Annotated in this window: 17 protein-coding genes; 11 read left to right on the forward strand and 6 right to left on the reverse strand. The window is 64.8% G+C overall.

What is annotated here, in order from left to right; translation table 11 throughout:
• Nucleotides 1-6 precede the first annotated feature (6 nt).
• On the forward strand, nucleotides 7-1173 hold the full coding sequence (locus MFF62_RS26100) for a CaiB/BaiF CoA transferase family protein (protein WP_238266042.1): 1167 nt from the start codon (nucleotides 7-9) through the stop codon (nucleotides 1171-1173).
• Between the two features lie 79 nt (nucleotides 1174-1252).
• Here the strand turns inward: MFF62_RS26100 and MFF62_RS26105 are convergent, their stop codons facing one another.
• The 3 genes from MFF62_RS26105 to MFF62_RS26115 form a co-directional block, all read right to left on the reverse strand.
• Complete coding sequence (locus MFF62_RS26105; RefSeq protein ID WP_238266043.1) at nucleotides 1253-3700, reverse strand: TonB-dependent siderophore receptor; 2448 nt, start codon at nucleotides 3698-3700, stop codon at nucleotides 1253-1255.
• 101 nt (nucleotides 3701-3801) lie between these two features.
• On the reverse strand, nucleotides 3802-4626 hold the full coding sequence (locus MFF62_RS26110) for a FecR family protein (protein ID WP_238266044.1): 825 nt from the start codon (nucleotides 4624-4626) through the stop codon (nucleotides 3802-3804).
• 23 nt (nucleotides 4627-4649) lie between these two features.
• A complete protein-coding gene (locus tag MFF62_RS26115; RefSeq protein WP_238266045.1) occupies nucleotides 4650-5219 on the reverse strand; it encodes an RNA polymerase sigma factor in 570 nt (189 codons plus the stop codon).
• A 218-nt stretch (nucleotides 5220-5437) separates the two neighbouring features.
• On the opposite strand from MFF62_RS26115, the gene MFF62_RS26120 reads away from it, so the two are divergent.
• Nucleotides 5438-6112: an alpha/beta hydrolase gene (locus MFF62_RS26120; RefSeq protein ID WP_238266046.1), complete on the forward strand. Its 675-nt coding sequence runs from the start codon at nucleotides 5438-5440 to the stop codon at nucleotides 6110-6112.
• Nucleotides 6113-6165: 53 nt separating this feature from the next.
• Complete coding sequence (locus MFF62_RS26125) at nucleotides 6166-7797, forward strand: ATP-binding protein (protein WP_238266047.1); 1632 nt, start codon at nucleotides 6166-6168, stop codon at nucleotides 7795-7797.
• Nucleotides 7798-7829: 32 nt separating this feature from the next.
• Here the strand turns inward: MFF62_RS26125 and MFF62_RS26130 are convergent, their stop codons facing one another.
• Nucleotides 7830-8720 carry a LysR family transcriptional regulator gene (locus MFF62_RS26130; RefSeq protein WP_238266048.1) on the reverse strand — a complete coding sequence of 297 codons (891 nt, stop codon included), beginning with the start codon at nucleotides 8718-8720 and terminating at the stop codon, nucleotides 7830-7832.
• Between the two features lie 86 nt (nucleotides 8721-8806).
• Between MFF62_RS26130 and MFF62_RS26135 the strand changes: the two genes are divergently transcribed.
• Nucleotides 8807-9199 carry a carboxymuconolactone decarboxylase family protein gene (locus MFF62_RS26135; protein WP_238266049.1) on the forward strand — a complete coding sequence of 131 codons (393 nt, stop codon included), beginning with the start codon at nucleotides 8807-8809 and terminating at the stop codon, nucleotides 9197-9199.
• 14 nt (nucleotides 9200-9213) lie between these two features.
• On the opposite strand, the gene MFF62_RS26140 is transcribed toward MFF62_RS26135, so the two are convergent.
• Nucleotides 9214-10110, reverse strand: coding sequence for a LysR family transcriptional regulator (locus MFF62_RS26140; protein ID WP_238266050.1), 897 nt, complete (start codon nucleotides 10108-10110; stop codon nucleotides 9214-9216).
• Nucleotides 10111-10222: 112 nt separating this feature from the next.
• Here MFF62_RS26140 and MFF62_RS26145 point away from each other — a divergent pair, with 112 nt between their 5' ends.
• From MFF62_RS26145 to MFF62_RS26175, 7 genes are all read left to right on the forward strand, one after another.
• Nucleotides 10223-11236 (forward strand): aldo/keto reductase, encoded by a 1014-nt coding sequence (locus MFF62_RS26145; protein ID WP_238266051.1) that lies wholly within the window; start codon nucleotides 10223-10225, stop codon nucleotides 11234-11236.
• Between the two features lie 34 nt (nucleotides 11237-11270).
• Nucleotides 11271-12521 carry an MFS transporter gene (locus MFF62_RS26150; protein ID WP_238266052.1) on the forward strand — a complete coding sequence of 417 codons (1251 nt, stop codon included), beginning with the start codon at nucleotides 11271-11273 and terminating at the stop codon, nucleotides 12519-12521.
• Nucleotides 12522-12958: 437 nt separating this feature from the next.
• Nucleotides 12959-14083 (forward strand): M20/M25/M40 family metallo-hydrolase, encoded by a 1125-nt coding sequence (locus MFF62_RS26155; RefSeq protein WP_238266053.1) that lies wholly within the window; start codon nucleotides 12959-12961, stop codon nucleotides 14081-14083.
• Nucleotides 14084-14115: 32 nt separating this feature from the next.
• Nucleotides 14116-15444: an MFS transporter gene (locus MFF62_RS26160; protein WP_238266054.1), complete on the forward strand. Its 1329-nt coding sequence runs from the start codon at nucleotides 14116-14118 to the stop codon at nucleotides 15442-15444.
• A gap of 50 nt (nucleotides 15445-15494) precedes the next feature.
• Nucleotides 15495-16424 (forward strand): LysR family transcriptional regulator, encoded by a 930-nt coding sequence (locus MFF62_RS26165; RefSeq protein ID WP_238266055.1) that lies wholly within the window; start codon nucleotides 15495-15497, stop codon nucleotides 16422-16424.
• Between the two features lie 233 nt (nucleotides 16425-16657).
• Nucleotides 16658-17740, forward strand: a complete 1083-nt coding sequence (locus MFF62_RS26170) for an alkene reductase (RefSeq protein WP_238266056.1) — start codon at nucleotides 16658-16660, stop codon at nucleotides 17738-17740.
• Between the two features lie 234 nt (nucleotides 17741-17974).
• Nucleotides 17975-18448, forward strand: coding sequence for a hypothetical protein (locus tag MFF62_RS26175; RefSeq protein WP_238266057.1), 474 nt, complete (start codon nucleotides 17975-17977; stop codon nucleotides 18446-18448).
• Between the two features lie 17 nt (nucleotides 18449-18465).
• Here MFF62_RS26175 and MFF62_RS26180 read toward each other — a convergent pair whose 3' ends face one another.
• Nucleotides 18466-19131: an SOS response-associated peptidase gene (locus MFF62_RS26180; RefSeq protein ID WP_238266058.1), complete on the reverse strand. Its 666-nt coding sequence runs from the start codon at nucleotides 19129-19131 to the stop codon at nucleotides 18466-18468.
• Between the last annotated feature and the right edge of the window lie 51 nt (nucleotides 19132-19182).

A 19182-nucleotide genomic window follows, 5' to 3' on the forward strand; every position in this document is an offset into this window, starting at 1 on the left:
ACAACGATGCAAACTTTGGAAACTGGTGGTCAGGAGCCTGCCGCGCTGGCGGGTCTGCGCGTGATCGACTTTGGCCAGTTCATTGCGGCGCCATCCGCCGGGCAAATCCTGGCCGACCTTGGGGCGGACGTGATCAAGGTAGAGCCGCCGGGTGGCGATGCAAGCCGCCGCTCCGGTTGGCAGTTGGATGAGTGCGGACCGATGTTCTCGGCCTACAACCGTGGAAAGCGCTCTATCGTGCTCGATCTGCGTGATGCCGAGGATCGTGGCGTAGCACTGGCGCTCGTGCAAGGCGCGGATGTTCTGCTGCAGAACGCACGCCCAGGCGTGATGGAAAAGTACGGGCTCGGCGCCAGCCAGTTGCGTGAGCAGTTTCCCAAACTGATCTACGCATCGGTGAACGGCTTCGGGCACAGCGGCCCGGCAGCTTCCCGGCCCGGACTCGATATCGCGGCGCAGGCGGAAAGCGGCATGATGAGCATGAATGGCGACGCGCACGCAGATCCCACGCGGGTCGGCTTCACGATCGTCGACGTCCTGGCCGGCCGAACCTTGGCGACCGGCGTGCTGGCTGCATTGGTGCGGCGTAGCGTGAGCGGGCAGGGCGCACATGTCATGGTGTCGCTGATCGACGTGGCATCCGACGCCCTGAGCCAGCAGTGGGCCGAACACCAGCTCTACGACACCCTGCCGTCGCGGTGTGGCAACGGGCAACCGGCACTGGCGCCAGCGGCCGACGTGATTGGTACCGAGGAAGGCAAGATCGTGCTGTCGGCCTATCTGCAGGAGCACTTCGCGCGGTTGTGCCAGTGCATCGGAAAGCCGGAGCTTGCCCAGGACCCGCGCTTCCGCGACAACGCCGCGCGTGTGGCGAACCGGACGGCTTTGCGGCAGGTGCTGGCCGACGCGCTGTCGACGATGAGTGCCGAGCAGGCGTGTGTCTTGCTGAATGAGGCTGGCGTCGTCAGCGGCGTCGTGCGCGATCTGGGCGAAGCGATGCGCCATGCCGAAGCCCACACGCCGGAGCGACTGGTCAGCGTATCCAGCCCGGGAAATCGGATGCTGCGCATGCCGGCGCTGCCCGTGACGATCGGGCAGGCGTTGCGCGCCGACGCAACGCTACCTGACCTGGACCAGCACGGCGCTGCGATTCGCGCCGAGGTGTCACGATGAGTGAATACGCCCAACGCCAGGGCTGCCGGCGTTGGGCGTTGGGAGCGGATTGGCTCCCGATTCCTGTCGTTACCGACGCTCAGAACTTGTAGCTCACCGTACCCAGCACGCTGCGACGGCTGCCGAAGTAGCAGCCGGTGGCGGAAATGCACGTGCTGACGTATCGGCGGTCGAACAGGTTCGTGGCGTTGATGGCTACCTTTACCCCGCGAAGCTGCAGCGGCGACTTGCCGAGGTCGTAGCTGAGCGCGGCATCGAAGACCGTGGCGGCCGGGATGCGGTAGACGTTCGCTGCGTCGCCGTAGGATCGGCCGATGTAGCGCACGCCGGCGCCCAGCCCGAATCCTTGCAGCGCGGTATCAAAGAACTGGTAGTACATCCACAGCGACGCCTGGTGTTGCGGCACGAAGGGCAGGGCGTTGCCTCGCGTCGTGGCGCCGCGCGCATTGGCATTGGCCTTGAGCACCTCGGTGTCGGTGTAGGCGTACGACGCCACCACGTCCAGTCCGCGCGTCAGGCTTGCCTTGCCTTCCAGTTCCACGCCGCGCACGCGCGCTTCACCGCTCTGCGTATTGAAGTTCGTGTTCAGCGGATCGGGCGTCAGGACGCTGGTTTGCCGAAGGTCGAAGGCCGACAGCGTGACAAACACGTTCACGCCTTTGGGCTGATACTTGACGCCGACTTCGGTCTGGCGGCCTTTTGTGGGATCGAACGGCGTACCGGTGCGCCCCGTGCCTGCCTGCGGCTGGAACGACGTGGCAAAGCTGGCGTACGGTGCGATGCCGCTATCGAACTGGTACACCAGGCCGGCGCGGCCGGTGAAGGCGTTGTCGCTCTGTCGCGTGCTGACCGTCCGGCCCGTTTGCGCGGTGAACGTGTCGGTATTGCTGCCTGCCCAGTCGTAGCGGCCGCTCAGCAGCAGCGTCCAGCGATCGATGGAGAGGCTGTCCTGAATGTAGCCGCCCACCTGGCGCCGGCTCTGATCGACGCGGGTACCCAGCGGCGGACGGGTCACCGGTGCACCGTAGACCGGGTTGAAGACATCGAGCGCGCGCACGGCCACGAGCTGCGATTCCTCGTAGCGCGCACCCTCATACTGGAAATCCGCGCCCAGCAGCAGGGTGTGTTGCACCGGCCCGGTCCGGAAGCTCGCTTCGGCCTGGTTGTCGATCGAGAACACGCCGCTGCGTTCGGGGAACGCCCACCCGTAGCGGTTCTCGGTGCGCAGGTCGGCATTCATGGACAGGCCCTGCACGCGCTGCGAATCGGTATCGATATAGCTGTAGCGGGCGTTCTGCCGGAACTTCCAGGTCTCGTTGGCGCGATGCTCGAACTTGTAGCCGAACATCATCTGTTCACTTTCGTACTTGTCGTAGCCGGGTTCGCCAATGAAGCGGCTGGTCGGAATGCTGCCGTTGGGATTCGGGAGCAGGGTGCCGGCGGCCGGCAGGGCAGGCGGCGCGCCGCCGCCATCGGAGCGGATCTTCTGATACTGGGCCATCAACGTCAGCGACGTATCGGCGCTGGGCCGCCACGTGAGGCTCGGCGCCACCATCAGCCGTCGTTCGTTCAGGTAGTCGATTTCGGTATTGGTGTCGCGTGCCAGCCCTACCACGCGATACAGGAACTTGCCGTCCTCGTCGATGGGGCCGGTCAGGTCGAAGGCACCTTGCATGCGGTCGTGGCTGCCGGTCTGCAGCACCACTTCGCGCGACGTCTGCGCCTGCGGCAGCTTGCTGACCATGTTGAGCAGGCCGCCCGGCGCACTCTGGCCGTACAGGACCGAGGCCGGCCCCTTCAGCACTTCCACGCTTTCAAGCGCATAGGGATCGATGCGGGGCTGCGAGTAGCCGCGCGCGCCGTAGGGCAGCCGCAGGCCGTCCAGATAACGCAGCGGCACAAAGCCTCGCACGGCGAGCCAGTCATAGCGTACGTCGGTGTCGCCATACTGGTTGATTACGCCGGGCGTGTACTGCAGCGCCTGCATGACGCTCTGCACGCCTTGCTCGTCCATCTGTTCGCGCGTGACCACGTTGATGGTCTGCGGCGTGTCGATCAGCGGTGTGCTCGTCTTGGCGCCGCCCGCGCGCAGCGGCACCACGCCATCGGCAGTGGCGGTGGCTCGTGCATCCATGCTGACGGTGACCAGCGGCAGCGTGGTGGCGCTGGAATCGACCGGCGCCTGGACGATGGAGTAGGTACGCGGCCCCTTTTCGACGACGCGGAGACCGGAGCCGGCGAGCATGCGGGCCAGTGCGTCTTCGGGCGTCAGCGTGCCGCGCACGGCCGGCGCGCGAATGCCTTCGGCGAGTGCCGTGGCAAACAGGATCTGGGTGTCGGACTGGCGTGCCAGCGCGGCCAGGGCCTGGCCCAGCGGCTGCGCGGGAATGTCGATGGGACGGGCGACGCTCTGGGCAATGGCGCCAGCGGCAAGCATGGCGGTGAGCAGGGGAACCAGCGCAATGCGCGACCGCGTCGCAACCCGGGAAGCCGGTGCGCTGGACTGTGAACGAACGGTGAAAATCACGAAAACTCCTCAGGGCAGGCCGATCGATTCGGCCTGTACATGGGAGTTGCCGTCCGGCGCCGCGTGCTTGTACACCTTCGGCGAAAAAAATTTTTAGCGGGCTAGCGGCTGGACAGATGCACCGTGCCGTTGGCCTCGCGGCGAACCGTCACAGGCAGGATGCCAGGCAGGAGTTGCAGGATGGCGGCCACCTGACCGCGATCGAATTCGCCGGACAGGCGCAACTGCGCGATGCGCGCATCGTCCAGGACGATGGGGATGCCCGACAGGGCCTGCATCTCTGCCACGGCGTCGGCGAGGGGCACGCCATCGAACGAGAACCTGTCGCGCTGCCAGGCCAGTGCCTGTGCGGGGTCGACGGTGGTGGCGCGGGGTAGCTGGCCATCCGGGCCGATGTCGATACGCTGGCTGGCCTGCAGTCGCCGGACTTCACCGGCAGCTTCTACCTCCACCGCGCCCTCGATCACAGTCACCCGCGTGCGTTGCGGCAACCGCTGGACGTCGAACACCGTGCCGATGTCACGTACCTTGGTTGATCCCGCCGTGACGATGAATGTGCGCAGGCCGTGGGCGACGGTAAATAGCGCTTCGCCATCTTCCAGCGCCAGTTCGCGCGAGCGCAGGCGCCAACGAATGGTCAGGTGCGTGCCTTTGTCCAGGGTGGCTTCACTGCCGTCCGCCAGTTGCACGGTGCGCGGGGCATTTGCATCGGCGCTCAGGTGTTCGGTGCGATAAGCCGGGTCGCCCAGCCAGATGCCGCCAGCGAGCACCAGCAGCGCGGCAGCCGCGCCGGCGCGTACGCGGGACTGGCGGCGTCGGCGTGCAGCGGCTGTGGCGGTGATGGCTTCCACGGACGGAAAACGCTCTCGCAATTCGGCCTGGTAGGGCGCGAGCGGGTCGTCGTGTGGCGATGGCGAATCGGGCATTGGCACGGGGTGCGATGGATGGCTCATGGCGAGGGGGAGGGCGGCACGGAGGGGATGGAGGGCGATGGTGTCGCCGTCCCGATCCCGTCGAACGCAGGCGCCAGCAGTGCCATGGCGCGCGCCATATGCCGGGCTACCATGCCCCGCGACATGCCCAATCTTAGCGCGACTTCCTGCTGCGGCATTTCGTGCAGACGGTGCAGGATAAACACCTCCTGACAGCGCTTTGGCAACGCGGCAATGCAGCGCTCCAGGTGATCGACGATCTGCCGATGGGCGATGGCGTCGGCCACATCCGGCGATTGCGCGTCTGTCACTGCGCCGTCGGCCTGCCACGCATCGGCATGCGCCTGTCGCGTGCGCTGGGCACGGTAGCAGTCGATGGCGCGATGCGTGGTGACGTGCCGCAGAAACGCCAGCGGCTGCGCAACCTCGCCGACCGGCGGACGCTCCAGCAATTGCACGCATACGTCCTGCAACACGTCGCGAGCGAAGTGGCGGTCGCCGAACCGACGGCGTACATGATCGACCAGTTCGTCGTAGTGACGCAGGAGCGCTGCAAAAAGCGGAGGGTGGGCGGGATCGCGCAACACGGCCGGGATGTGGGACTACGAGGGCGTCAGGGCAAGGCGAGAAAGGCCGATATGAAAAGCGAGCGAATTATAAATGATAGCCATTCGCATTCGCAAATAAGCGGGTCAGACCGTCGTTTTTTTGCATGCCAATGCCAGGACATGCGACCCGCACAGGCTCACCACATGCACAAGAATGGTGATATATTACATACCACCAAATCGTGCCCGTCTCCGCCATGTTCGATCCCTCTCTGCTAGGCCGGATGTCTTTCACGCATGCCGAGCCATCACAGGACCCCTTGCCCCCGGGGCGCCACCGGCTTGGACTTGCCGATGAGCGCGATGCCGTGCTGTACGTACCGCCGGGGCTGGGTCCGGGGCCCGTGCCACTGATGGTCATGTTTCACGGTGCCGGCGGTTTTCCAGAAAAGGTGCTGCCCTTCATCGAGCCGCATGCAGACGCGCATGGTTTCCTTGTACTGGCGCCGCATTCGACCTATCCCACCTGGGACATAGTCATCGGCGGCAACGGGCCCGACCTGGAGGCGCTGCAGAGGGCACTGGTGGCCGTCACGTCACGCTACCGGATTCGCCAGGATCAACTGGCGTTTGCCGGCTTTTCGGATGGCGCGAGCTACGCGCTGTCGATCGGCATCACCAACGGTGACATTGCCAGCCACGTCATCGCGTTCTCCGGCGGGTTCATGTCCGTCTTCACACAGGAAGGCGCGCCAAGGGTCTTCATCGCGCATGGGCTGGTTGACGAGCAGTTGCCCATACAGACAAGCGGCCGCACCAATGCCGCCAAGCTGACGGCAGCCGGTTACGACGTCGAGTATGTCGAATTCAATGGCACGCACGTGATCCAGCCGCCGATCGTGACCGAGGCCATCCGCTTCTTTCTGGCATAGCGCTCCGTCGTGAGCCCTGGGATTTGCCGTTTGCCCCTAACGGAGTGCAACCCATGAACATCGAGATTCCGCAGTCACTGATCCACCCGCTGCTTGCCATGGTCGAGGCCGAATCCCCGCTGGCACGGCAGCTCAAGGAGCACGGCATCTGTCACGGCCGAATGTCAGTGTCGGCGCGACTGTTTGACGCGCAATCGCTGAATATGCTCTACACGCTGAGCAAGGCGCAGAACGAGCGTGAGCTGACCTTCCAGATGCTGGCACTGGATAACGTCTACAACGCGCCGCAGGCGCGCACCATTCCCGGCCTGGAGCCGCTGGTGGCGGGACTGATTGCCTATCTGTCGCGCGATGTCATCGACGGCTGGCTGTATCAGCGCGGCCGCGACGGCGTGCTGTTGCCGTGGCTGGTCCATCGCATTCGACACGTGGAGCCCGAACAGGGCATGGCCTACGTGGCCATCGACATGCTGGCGAATACCATGCTGTCCGCCAACTCGGAGCTGACCGATCCCGCACGGCGTCGTGCGGGCATGACGACGTCGATCATCGTCACGCGAGACGAGATCGTTGACCGGACGATTCCGCAGCTCCTGGCCGATTTCGGATTCTTCAAGGAATGCGCGGAATTCCGCCAGGAATACGAGCGGCACGCGCAACTCTTCTTGCGCTACCAGCGCAGCTTCGGTTCCCAGTACATTGCGACGGGGTCTGCCTTCACCGTGGAAGGCAAGGGCGCCGTCGCGCTGGCGCGCCTTGGAGACGGCGTGGCGGCTCGCTGCATCAATGACGAGGAACGGCTCGAACGCCGCTTCGAAGTGACCTGCGACGCCGAGTTCTGGCGCAAGGCCGGCGTTGCCACCGCCTTTGAAAAGATGCCGCTACACGGCTACGTGCATCTGTTCCATCTGGAATGGCACCGGAACATCTGGGTGCATGTGCAGCACCTGAGCGAATACCGGTACCGGCCCGAGCTGCGCGACAAGCTGGTGCTGCCAGACCACCATCGCGACCTGATCGACATCCTGACTTCGCACATGGACGTGCTGGTCCAGGATTTCGTGCCGGGCAAATCGGGCGGCACCACCATCCTCTGCCAGGGTGCGCCCGGCCTTGGCAAGACCTTGACCGCCGAGGTGTACGCGGAAGTCGTGCGCAGGCCGCTCTATCGCGTGCATTCCGGGCAGTTGGGTACGACCGCCGCATCGGTGGGCGCGAGCCTCATGGAGATATTGCGTCGGGCCATGCGCTGGAATGCCGTGCTGTTGCTGGACGAGGCCGATGTCTACATCCGCCGCCGCGACAACGACCTGGAGCACAACGCCATCGTCGCGGAGTTCCTGCGTACGCTGGAGTACTTCAGCGGCCTGCTATTCATGACCACCAACCGTACCGGTGATGTCGATGACGCCATCCTGTCGCGCTGTATTGCCACCATCCAGTATGAGACGCCGGACAAGACGGATGCGTCGCGCCTATGGCACCTGCAAGCCGAGCTGTGCGGCGCGACGCTGGACGAGGATCTGGTGGATGTGCTGACCGCAGCCTATCCGAAGGCGAGCGGACGCGACATCAAGGAGCTGATGAAGCTGGCCACCCGCTATGGCAAGGCGAAGCAGAAGGCGCTGTCGGAAGATGTGTTCAGGCTGTGTGCCCAGTTCCGCGCTATCGAGCCAAGAGGATGACGCGTCGGCATCGGGCATCGGGCATGGCGGCATCAGGTATGTCGATCTACTTCGGCCGCTGTTGCCAGCAGGTCCCGTACGCCCGGCCGATCCGTGGGCGAAGCGAGTCCGATGCCAACCGATAGTTGCTCGCCTTCGACCAGCTTCCTGTAGACGACGCCCGCCCGCCTCAATGTGGTGAACGATTGAGGCAGCAGCGCGATACCCCGCCCATTCGCGACCTCGCCTAGCAGGACATGTTGGTCCGCCGGCTCCCTCAGCTTTGACGGCGCGAACCCGTGCCGCGAAAAAACCGCCTCGCAGTGGTCATAGAACGCCGGCTGCCGCGCACGCTCGAACCAGAAGACCTTCTCACGCTGCAGGTCCGCGAGGCCAACGATCCTGCGCTTGGCAAGAGGGTGGGCTGAAGGCATCGCGACAATCATTGGCAGCCGGTCGAGCTCCTGTACGTCCAGCCCCTGCGCCTCCGTCGGCAACGCGATAAAGGCGGCGTCCAGCTTGCCCGCCCGGAGCTGACGGACGAGTCGTGGCGAGGTATCGGAGAACGTCGACACGACCGTGCCGGGGTGAGCGGCTTGCACCCGTTGAGCCAGACCACGAAACCAGGCCGGCTCCACGGCGCTTGTGACGCCAACCCTGAGCTTGGCCGGCACCCCTTCGGCCGCGAGCGCGAGTTCTGCCTCGCGCAGTATCTTCGCGACGCTGCGTGCGTAGGGGACAAGCTTCTCTCCCTCTGCGGTCAGCGTGACGCCTTTCGTGTTCCGGTCGAACAGCCGCGTACCCAATCGCTCCTCAAGCTCACGAATCGCCCGGCTTAGTGGCGGCTGGGAAAGGTGCAGCCGTTCCGCTGCCTGGCGGAAGCTCAGCGCGTCCGCAAGCGCAAGGAACAGGGAAAGGGATCGGGAATCGAGGCGTTCAGACATATCAAAAAGGTATCACGAGATTGGTCATTCCGCATGTTCGAAGCGTGCCATACAGTCGCCGTACCAACACTTCATGGAGAACAACAATGAGCGCCGAACGATACGAACGTGGTTTGCAGATGCTGGCAGCTGTCGATGGCGAGACGGGTGTCAACGTCGTCGAAACGCTGGCAAAGACGTTTCCGGCCTTCGCGCGGTATGTGGTCGAGTTCCCGTTTGGCGACATCTATGCCCGGGGCGGACTCGGCTTGCGGGAACGAGAACTGGCTACCGTGGCGGCGCTTTGCGCGCTGGGCAATGCAGCGCCGCAGCTTCGTGTGCATATCCACGCCGCATTGCATGTCGGCTGCAAGCCGGCGGAGATCGTGGAAGTGGTCATGCAAATGGCGGTCTATGCGGGATTCCCGGCAGCGTTGAACGGATTGTCCGCCGTACGAGAGGTATTCGCGGAGGCGGGCATTGCGTTGCCTGTGAACTAAGTCGCGAGCCACCATCAAAGCGAACCGGCCACCTCGGCGACCAGGGACCGCAGCCAGATATGCGCCGGGTCCTGCCGATAGCGCACGTGCCATGCCATGTGTAGCGGAAAGGTACCCAGGTCTACTGGCGCCGGCACTACCTTCAGGCGCGGGTCGAAGGCCAGGCGCCGGCAAATCAGTTGCGGGAGCGTGGCGCAATAGTCGGTGGCCGCGATGATCTCGGAGATGGTCGCGAAATGCGTGACCGACACCACCACGTCCCGCTTGAGTCCCTGACGGTCCAGCGCCTGGAACAGCCCGGCGCGCAGGCGGCCCGGGGGCAGCACGTTGACGTGCTTCAGTCGTTCGTACTGTGACTTCGTGATCCGGTTGCCGATCGTCGGATGATCGGTGCGCACGACGCAGGCCAGGCCGTCGTCCGCGATGTGTTGCACGACGAGGTTGTCGGGTGCATCGCTGAGCCGGCCCAGCACCATCGCGGTGGTGCCCGAGCTCACGCCAGTCTCGGCGAGGTCGGTGCCGAACGGCAGCATCCGAAGCTGAATGCCCGGCGCGAGTGCGCTCAGCCGGGCGACCAGCGCTGGCACCAACACGAATTCCACGTAGCTGTTCGGCGCGATCGTGAAGATCTGATCGGCGCGCGACGGGTCGAAGTCCTGCTGTCCGAGCACCACCATGTCCATCGCAGCCAACGCCTGGGTCAGTGCAGGGGCCAGTTGCTCGGCCTTCGCGGTGGGCCGCATGCCATAGCGCTCGCGGATGAACAGTGGGTCCTGCAGCACGATGCGCAGGCGCGACAGCGCGTTCGATAGTGCCGCTTGCGTCATGCCCAGGCGGTCAGCGGCGCGGGTCACGCTGCGTTCCTCCATCAGCGCCACGAAGATCGGCAGCAGGTTCATGTCGTATCGCATCTGAATATATATCGTCAGCAATAAAACTGAATTATAGGAAATAAATTGGATGAATCTCTGTCCGGCGCCCATCATTCGGTCACACCACCACCGAACACGAACGGAGAGCACCATGTCCCTCAAGAACCTCATCCCTGGCCGCCTGGGCTTTGGCACCGCACCGCTGGGCAACATGTTCCGCGCAATTCCCGAAGCCGAGGCGCAGGCAACCGTCGACGCCGCATGGCAGGACGGCATCCGCTTCTTCGATACCGCGCCGTTCTACGGTGCCGGTCTGGCGGAAGCGCGCCTGGGCGACGTGCTGGCCGGCCGCGACCGCGACAGCGTGGTGCTGGCCACCAAGGTTGGCCGCCTGGTCCTGGATGAGGTGGAGGACGTCACCGCCCGGGATCTGGGCGAGAAGGGCGACGTGTTCCGCCACGGCCGCGCCAACCGGATCGTCAACGACTATTCCGAGGCCGCGACGCTGCGCTCGATCGAGGACAGCCTGAAGCGACTGAAGACCGATCGGCTCGACATCGTGTGGGTACACGACGTTGCGCAGGACTTCTACGGTGACGAATGGCTCGGCGTGTTCGAGAGCGCGCGCAAGGGAGCCTTCAAGGTGCTGGACCGTCTGCGTGACGAAGGCGTGATCGGCGCCTGGGGACTTGGCGTGAACCGCGTCGAGCCCATCGAACTGCTGCTCGACCTGCAGGGCCCGCAGCCGGACGGCTTCCTGCTGGCCGGCCGCTACACGCTGCTGGACCATTCGCGGGCACTGCAACGGGTGATGCCGCAAGTGGCCGACCGCGGCCTGGGCATCGTGGTGGGCGGGCCCTACAGCTCGGGCGCACTGGTCGGTGGCCCCAACTTCGAGTACGCCCCGGCGACGCCAGCCATTCTTGAGCGGGTGCAGGCGATCAAGACGATCGCCGATCGCCACGACGTGACCATGAAGGCGGCGGGCCTGCAGTTCTCGCTGGCCCATCCGGCCGTGGCAGCCGTGATCCCGCGCGCCAGCCGGCCGGAACGCATCGCGGAAGACCGCGCTGCCCTGGAGGCGAAGGTGCCGGTCGACTTCTGGCGCGAAGTGCGCCAGGCCGGCCTGGTGCATCCGGACGCACCGCTGCCGAATGGCATCTGAACCCCGACCTGAACCACCACCCAGGAAAACCGTCATGCTCGACCAAGCCCACGCAACCCGGCCCGCCACTACGACATCGGACCGCACCGACGACGCCCGCCAGATCAACCGCAAGACGATGACGTTGCTGGCACTGGCGCTCGGCACCTTCTCGATCGGCACGTCCGAATTCGCCAGCATGGGCCTGCTCCAGCAGTTTGCCTCGGGCCTGGACCTGGAGCTGACCACTGCCACGCACGCCATCGAGGCTTACGCGCTGGGCGTGGTGCTCGGTGGTCCCGCCGTCACGATCCTGGCCGCCAAGCTGAACCGCAAGCACCTGTTGCTGGCGTTGATGGGGGTCTTCGTGCTGGGTAACGTGCTGTCGTCGATGGCGACCGGCCTGGTCAGCTTCACGCTGGCGCGCTTTCTGAGCGGCATTCCGCAAGGGGCCTACTTCGGCGCCGGCGCAGTGGTGGCGTCGTACATCGTCGGGCCGGGGCAGGGTGGGCGGGCCTTTGCGCTGGTGATGACGGGCTTGACCGTTGCCACCATCGTGGGATCGCCGCTGGCCACGCTGATGGGCCAGACCCTCGGCTGGCGCAATGCGTATCTGGCCGTGTCGGCACTGGGCCTGTTGTCGCTGGTGGCGCTCTTGGCCTGGGTACCCCGCTCCAGCGCGCTGGATGGCGGGCCGGTGCTGCAGGAGCTTCGCGCCCTGAACCGTCCCGCAGTCTGGTCGATGGTGGTTGTGGCCGCCCTAGGCGTGGCCAGCATCTTCGCGGTCTATACCTTCGTCGGCCCCCTCGTCACCGACGGCGCTCGGCTCGGCGAAGGCTGGATTCCGGTTGCGCTGGGCATTTTCGGTGTCGGCATGACGGTGGGCAACGTCCTCGGCGGCTGGCTTGCAGATCGTCACCCCACGCGGGGTCTGGTCGCCGGCTTCGGCAGCGCGCTGGTCGCCATGGCGCTGCTGGCAATGGGCGGTCAGAACGCCGGTGTCCTCATGGCTGGCCTGTTCGTGGTAGGCGCAACGATGATGGTCGCAATCCCGACCATCCAGGTCCGGCTGACCCAGGCCGCTCCCGATGCGCCGACCCTGATGGGCGCCATGAACCTGGCTGCCCTCAACGTGGCAAACGCCATCGGCGCCTGGGCGGGCGGCCAGGCCATTACACACGGCAATGGACTGCTGTCAGCAGTGTGGGCAGGATTCTTCCTGACGCTGGCCGGTCTGGTGCTGTTCCTGCAGATCTCGCGCAAGCCTGCTGCGGTTGGTGGGGCGGGCAAGGTGTATCCGGTTTAGAGCGAGGGATGATCTGACTGTATTCAGGTTGTCGCGGAAATGAATGCTCGTGGCAGGGGGAGATTTGCTTTCCCTGTTGTGGCGCACGCAAATCATTATTGCGGTGCGGCATGCGCCAGGAGGGTGCCGGAGTGCAATTTCTCTTATAGGCACGCATGACTTGCTAATTGGACGGCGCACCTTGCGGCGTCGAAGATGGGTTCACGCAATCGTCATCGACGAGATGCGGCACATACCGATCCCCCTTTCGACTCCGTCCAATTGCCATGCAAGACACCCTCGATACCACCGCTTCGGCCAACCCGGCAGCAGGGGGCCCGCACGATGCACGTGCGCGGCTAGCATCTAGCACACGAGCGGCTTCGGCCGACGCAATCGACATTGCCCGCCGACTCGTGGCGGTTCCCAGCGCGTGCCCGCCTGGCGACACGCACGCCATGGCCGCTGCCATCGCGACCATTGCCGCAGACATACCCGGCGTGGACGTGGAGCGTTACGGCACCTTGCCGCACGTGATGAACCTTGTGCTGCGGCTCAAGGGTAACGGTCCGGGCCGTACGCTGGTCCTCAACGGCCATATGGATACGTTTCCGCTCGTCAATGCCGAGGCGTGGAGCGCAGACCCCGCGGGCGAGGTGCGCGGCGGCGATCTCTTCGGTCTGGGGGTGTCGGATATGAAGGGCGGCATCGCGGCCATTCTTGTTGCGATGCGACAGCTCGCCAACTGCCGGCACGCGTGGCGAGGCGAGGTGGTGGCCACGTTCGTGGGCGATGAGGAGACCATGGGCGTCGACGGCACGCAGTACCTCCTTGACCACGTGCCGCACGCACGCGGCGACGCGATGATCAGCGCGGACACCGGCTCGATGCGCGTGCTGCGCTTTGGCGAGAAGGGCATGGTCTGGCTGACGCTGCGTGCACGCGGCACGTCCGCGCACGCAGCGCATGTCCACAAGGGCGATAGCGCGATCGAGAAACTGCTTCGCGCGCTCGATGCAATGACGGGGCTGCGTGACATGCCAGTGGCGGCACCGCCGGCAGTGCTGGCCGCGATCCGTGAGGCGGGCGCCGTTTCCGAAGCGTTGTCCGGGACTGGCGAGAGCGATGTGCTGCGTCGGATCACGATGACCATCGGCACGATTCGCGGCGGTCGATTGCCCAATCTGGTCGCGGACGAAGCCGAGGCGACCGTGGACCTGCGGTTGCCCGTGGGGACAAGTGTGGCGGATGTCGAGCACGAGCTGGCGCAGATCCTGCAGCGTTGTCCTGGCGTCGAAGCCATCATCGACCGTCGCTACGAACCAAGCTGGACGTCGCCGGAGCATGCCGTGATCACGACATTGCAGCGCTGTTGCGAGGAGGTCTCGGGCGTTCCGTCGGTGGTGAACATGCGCGTTGGCGCTTCCGATGCGCGGCTGTACCGCCGCGCGGGCGTGCCGACCGTCGTTTGCGGGCTCACGCCGCGCAACATGGGCGCGCCCGACGAGCACGTGTCGATTGCCGAGTTGCGCGCGCTGGCGGAAGCCTTTGCGCTGGCCGGTTTCGATTTCCTGACCGCTTGATGGCGGCCCCGCCGAACACACCGGAGTCCGTCATGCCGCAAACACATGCACTCGATCAGGCTACCCGCAGCCGCTTTCGCCGCGTCATCGGTTCGGCGCTCGTCGGCAACATGCTGGAGTTCTACGACCTCTTCATCTACGGCTTTCTTGCCGTCTATATAGCCAGGGTGTTCTTTCCCACGGGCGATCCCTACACTTCACTGCTGGTTACGCTTGCCACCTTCGGCGTGAGCTACTTCGTCCGGCCGCTGGGCGCGCTCGTCATCGGTGGCTATGCCGATCGCCATGGGCGCAAGGCCGGCATGATGCTGACCATCTGGGCCATGGGCGTCGGTACCGCAATGATCGCGTTCGCGCCGTCGTACGCGGCGTGGGGCGTCGCGGGCACAGTCGTGCTTGTGGCCGGGAAGTTCCTGCAGGGCTTTTCCGCGGGCGGCGAGTTCGGGACATCGGTGTCGTTTGTCACAGAGCATGCTCCCCGGCACAGGCGTGGGTACTTTGCCAGCTTTCAGGTGGTTGGCATCGGACTGGCCACGGGCTTGGCCAGCGTGGTGACGTACGCGCTGACGGCTTCCGTGCCAAGCGAGCAGATCGTTGAATGGGCTTGGCGGCTGCCGTTCATTCTTGGCCTCGCGATCGTGCCGTTCGGCTATTGGCTACGTCGCCGCGTCGACGAGACGCCGGAGTTCAAGCACGGACGCCATGAGGCGAGTCCTGTTCGTGCGACGCTGGCCACCGCGAAGGCGCGCATCGCATGCGCGATCGGCGTGTACTCGCTGGCGGCGTCGACCAACTATCTGCTCGGCGTCTATATCCCGCTGTACGCCCAGAAGGAGCTGGGCTTGTCTGTCGCGGACTCGATGTATGGCGCCATGGGCTACGCGCTGGTGCAGATCCTCCTGCCACCGGTGTTCGGCGCGCTGTCCGATCGTCATGGCCGCCTTGCCATGATCACGCTCGGTACGCTTCTGACCGCGGTACTTACCGTGCCAGCGTTCCTCTGGATGGTGAACATGCCGACGGTGCCTGTCTACGTGATCTGCGTGACGGGGCTGACTGCCTGCGTGATGGTGTTCCAGGGTGCGATGCCGGCCTTTCTCGCGGAGCTGTTCCCGCCCGGTACGCGTACCACAGGCCTCGCGCTGGTCCACAACCTCAACTTCACGGTGGTGGGTGGGCTGTCGTTGCTGGCGTGCGCATGGCTGTCGAAAGCGACGGGGAGCAAGATGATTCCGGCCTACTACGTGATGGCAACCGTAGCGCTGGCGCTTGTCTGTCTGGTCTACTTCCGCCGGCAGCGTGCCGCATATTCGGCCGATACGGCGGATGACACCGCGGGCGCGCTACCCAACAAGGCATAGGTGGCGCAGGCGCATAATGGTCATCCAAGCCGCTACGGGGAGACGTGCCGATGAGATTGCGCCATATCGAGGTCATCAATGCCATTCGTGTCACCGGCACGCTCAGTGCGGCGGCCGAGCTGCTAAACCTGAGCCAGCCGGCCGTCACGCAGATTCTGCATAGCGCTGAGCGACAGCTTGGCTACGCGTTGTTCCAGCGCGTGCGCGGGCGTCTGGTGGCCACTCGGGAGGCGCTGCAGCTTTATCCGGAGATGGAGAAGCTCGACGCGCAGCTCGGTGCGATTCGCAAGCTGGCCGAAAACCTGCGTGGCGAGCGCTCGGATGCCCTTCGCATCATCGCGGCGCCGGCGCTCGCCGAGACACTCGTGGCGGATGCTGTTGCCGAGATGACGCTGCGCTATCCGAACGCGCACATCACCGTGCGCGCCATCTACTCCGATCAAGCGGCGGCGGACCTCGCGCTGCTGGACGCGGACATCGGCATCCTGTTCCACAACGCGCCGCATCCTGCCGTGCGTGAGGAACTGCTGGCAATGAGCCGGCTCATGTGCATCGGCCCGCCCAGCGTCGTGCCACCGGTCAATGCCATTGATCTGGCCTTTCTCGGCGAGCATGCGCTGGTCGGTCCGGACCCGGGCGATCCAATCGGCCGACTGCTTGCGCAAACCTGCCGCGATCTCGGCATCGACGTGAAGTCGAGCGTGCAGGCGCTGTCCTATCACTCGGTGATGGCGCTCGCCGCACGCTGCCAGCGGGTCGGCATCGTCGAAGCGGCCACCGCACTGGGTGCGGAGGCCATGGGGTTGCGCGCCGTTCCGCTGTTGCCAGATGTACGGCTACCCATCATCGCGGCCACGGCGCTGCAGGCCGAAGGCAATGTCCTGAGTCGCGATTTCCTCGATATCTGTCGGAATGTGTTCGCCGCCCGGCTCGGGCCACCGCCCGGTGTCAGCACAGAGAATCCGGCAATGCGTGCCTGAAGCGCCGGGCCAGGGGTTGGACCGTGCCCGCCGCGATATTCCGAGTCGAAGTCTTTCGCAGGTTCAACCCGCTGCCCGTCCACATATATCGCTAACCATATAACTAAAATCCAGTAAGTAAATTGGATGAATGATCTCGCGCCTTCCATACTGCGATGCACCAAGGGGTTGCCTTCCAAGCCTGGCACGGAAACGAAACCTCTCCCTCGCACACAGCAAATGGAGTCGCCATTATGTCTACCGAACCGCTTTTCTCTGCTTTCCGCCTGGGCGCTATCGATGTCCGCAATCGTGTTGCCATGGCGCCGCTGACGCGGTCGCGTGCCGGCATGGATGGCGTGCAGACGCCGCTGGCTGTCGAGTACTACGCACAGCGCGCCTCGGCCGGCCTGATCATCACTGAAGCCACGAACATCTCGCGCCAGGGCCGTGGTTACGCTTACACGCCCGGCATCTACACCGACGAGCATGTGGCCGCATGGTCGCAAGTGACGGATGCCGTTCACGCAGCCGGTGGCCGCATCGTGATGCAACTCTGGCATGTGGGTCGCATGTCGCACGTCAGTCTTCAGGAAGACGGTGCCGCACCGGTGGCGCCGTCCGCGATCCAGGCTGGTGGCAGCGTCTTCACCGAAGCCGGTCACCTGCCGCCGTCGATGCCGCGTGCGCTGGCCATCGAGGAGATCGCCGGCATCGTGGATGACTACCGGAATGCCGCGCGCCGGGCAAAGGAGGCGGGGTTCGATGGCGTGGAAGTACATGCCGCCAACGGCTACCTGCTCGAGCAATTCCTGCGCGACAGCACGAATCATCGCGACGACCGCTACGGCGGCTCGATCGAGAATCGCGCACGCCTGACGCTGGAAGTGGTGGACGCCGTCGCCGAAGTTTGGGGAGCCGATCGCGTTGGCCTGCGCCTGTCGCCGCTGTCGACGGCAGTCGGAGATACACCGCTGGACAGCACGCCGATGGAAACGCACAGCTACCTGGTTCGCCGTCTCGGCGAGATGGGGCTGGCCTACCTGCATGTCGTCGAAGGACAGCTCCACGGCGGCAACGGTGCTGCAACCTTCGACGTCCAGGGCCTTCGCGCTGCGTTTGGGGGCGCCTACATCGCCAACAATGGCTACGACCGTCCCCGCGCACTCAGCGCTACGGCTTCGGGCCACGCTGACATGATCGCCTTCGGCAAGGCGTTTATCGGGAATCCGGATCTTGTCGAGCGACTGGAATCGAACGCTCCGTTGTTCGATGCACCGGCGGCCACGTTCTTTGGTGGTGGGGCAGAGGGCTACACCGAGTTGCAACGCGCCTAGGCGAAAGCGCGTCAGCGTTCACCTTCGCTCTCAGACGGGACCATCTCAGTCATTCCCAAAGCATCGCATAGCCTGTTGGCGTGCCCGTCACTACGACGGGCGCGCCATATTCAATGCGTCGGGAACTAGCGCCGTATCATTGGGTAGCTACGTACAGGACCCAGCCCACGAAAACTGAAGGCCCTGGCCGGCATCGACTATTTCGTTACCAAGGGCACCGGCTACGCGGACCAGATGAACACCCGGCCCCAGACCATCGGCTACGCGCTGAACGATTCCCCTCTGGCTCTGGCGATGTGGATCTACGAGAAATTTTGGGACTGGTCCGATAACGCAGGCAATCCGGAGGACGCGCTGACGCGCGATCAGATGCTGGATGACATCTCGCTGTATTGGTTCACCGGCACTGGCACATCTGCTTCACGCCAGTACTGGGAAGGTGTGGGGCACACGATCGGCAGCCATGAGTTCTTCTCGCCAGGGCGCTCCGGAGGCGGAAAGATCGAGATCCCAATGGGTGCCAGCCTGTTTCCCGCCGAAACATTCAATCCTCCGCGCCGCTGGGCCGAACAGGCTTGGAGCAACATCTTCTATTGGAATCGGGTGGAGGCGGGCGGGCACTTTGCTGCGTTCGAAGAGCCCGAAATCTTCGCAAGAGAGATGTGGCGAGCCTTTCGAGTGTTCCGCCACGACGCGCTGGACAGGTAGATCCCGTCGGACGCCACCTATTCCCCCTCCGCATCCTCCGCTGGCTTACGCGTTCGCGGCGGCAGTGGCGCAGGCTCGGCCACCAGCAAATCAGCAGGGTAAAGGCGCAGGAACGTGCGGGCCTGCTCCGGATCGCTACAGCCAAGCCAATCGCCCCACTCGGCGCGAGGAAGCAGGACGACGCTGCGCTTCTCGTCGCCGGGTTTGTGAAACCGCTGCATCAGCGGATGGTGGTCGGCGTTCACGGTCGGCATCGTGAACGACACGCCTCCATCGGGCCATGCGCGCCATAGGCCCGCTATCGCAAACGGTTCGCCGCCGGGCAGGCCGATTTTCCAGCGTACTGCCTTGCCGCTTTCATAGTTCGGCTCGAAGAATGCCGTCGCGGGAATCAGCGCGAGTTGGCATGACTTCCAGAATCGGGCAAACGACGACAGCTTGCCGATGGTTTCGACCCGCGCATTGGCGGTGGGGTAGTAACGCGTGCCCGGCGGGATCGTGCGCTTTGGCACCATGCTGAACGATGCCAGCACGCTCTCCCAGGCATCGGCGTCGGTCTTCTTGCGGACGATGGGCGCGGCATAGTCGGGCCAGGTTTCCTCGGGAAAGAGGCCGGGCGGGGGTTCCACGCCAAAGATCTCGCGCAGGATGCGCCGCTGGACGGGGGCGTAGTTGACGCACATGGGGGCTATGCCTTGTTTGCGGGTCGGATGCCGCTATCGTCGGCGGTGTCG

Origin of the sequence: Cupriavidus pauculus (assembly GCF_022179805.1) — a bacterium.
Taxonomy (GTDB): Bacteria; Pseudomonadota; Gammaproteobacteria; order Burkholderiales; family Burkholderiaceae; genus Cupriavidus; species Cupriavidus pauculus_E.

What these genes read in the sequence shown, in the direction of transcription:
- MFF62_RS26100 (WP_238266042.1), top strand. Translation starts at nt 7, where the DNA reads ATGCAAACTTTGGAAACTGGTGGTCAGGAGCCTGCCGCGCTGGCGGGT.
- MFF62_RS26110 (WP_238266044.1), bottom strand. Translation starts at nt 4,626, where the DNA reads ATGCCCGATTCGCCATCGCCACACGACGACCCGCTCGCGCCCTACCAG.
- MFF62_RS26120 (WP_238266046.1), top strand. Translation starts at nt 5,438, where the DNA reads ATGTTCGATCCCTCTCTGCTAGGCCGGATGTCTTTCACGCATGCCGAG.
- MFF62_RS26125 (WP_238266047.1), top strand. Translation starts at nt 6,166, where the DNA reads ATGAACATCGAGATTCCGCAGTCACTGATCCACCCGCTGCTTGCCATG.
- MFF62_RS26130 (WP_238266048.1), bottom strand. Translation starts at nt 8,720, where the DNA reads ATGTCTGAACGCCTCGATTCCCGATCCCTTTCCCTGTTCCTTGCGCTT.
- MFF62_RS26135 (WP_238266049.1), top strand. Translation starts at nt 8,807, where the DNA reads ATGAGCGCCGAACGATACGAACGTGGTTTGCAGATGCTGGCAGCTGTC.
- MFF62_RS26140 (WP_238266050.1), bottom strand. Translation starts at nt 10,110, where the DNA reads ATGCGATACGACATGAACCTGCTGCCGATCTTCGTGGCGCTGATGGAG.
- MFF62_RS26145 (WP_238266051.1), top strand. Translation starts at nt 10,223, where the DNA reads ATGTCCCTCAAGAACCTCATCCCTGGCCGCCTGGGCTTTGGCACCGCA.
- MFF62_RS26150 (WP_238266052.1), top strand. Translation starts at nt 11,271, where the DNA reads ATGCTCGACCAAGCCCACGCAACCCGGCCCGCCACTACGACATCGGAC.
- MFF62_RS26155 (WP_238266053.1), top strand. Translation starts at nt 12,959, where the DNA reads ATGGCCGCTGCCATCGCGACCATTGCCGCAGACATACCCGGCGTGGAC.
- MFF62_RS26160 (WP_238266054.1), top strand. Translation starts at nt 14,116, where the DNA reads ATGCCGCAAACACATGCACTCGATCAGGCTACCCGCAGCCGCTTTCGC.
- MFF62_RS26165 (WP_238266055.1), top strand. Translation starts at nt 15,495, where the DNA reads ATGAGATTGCGCCATATCGAGGTCATCAATGCCATTCGTGTCACCGGC.
- MFF62_RS26170 (WP_238266056.1), top strand. Translation starts at nt 16,658, where the DNA reads ATGTCTACCGAACCGCTTTTCTCTGCTTTCCGCCTGGGCGCTATCGAT.
- MFF62_RS26175 (WP_238266057.1), top strand. Translation starts at nt 17,975, where the DNA reads ATGAACACCCGGCCCCAGACCATCGGCTACGCGCTGAACGATTCCCCT.
- MFF62_RS26180 (WP_238266058.1), bottom strand. Translation starts at nt 19,131, where the DNA reads ATGTGCGTCAACTACGCCCCCGTCCAGCGGCGCATCCTGCGCGAGATC.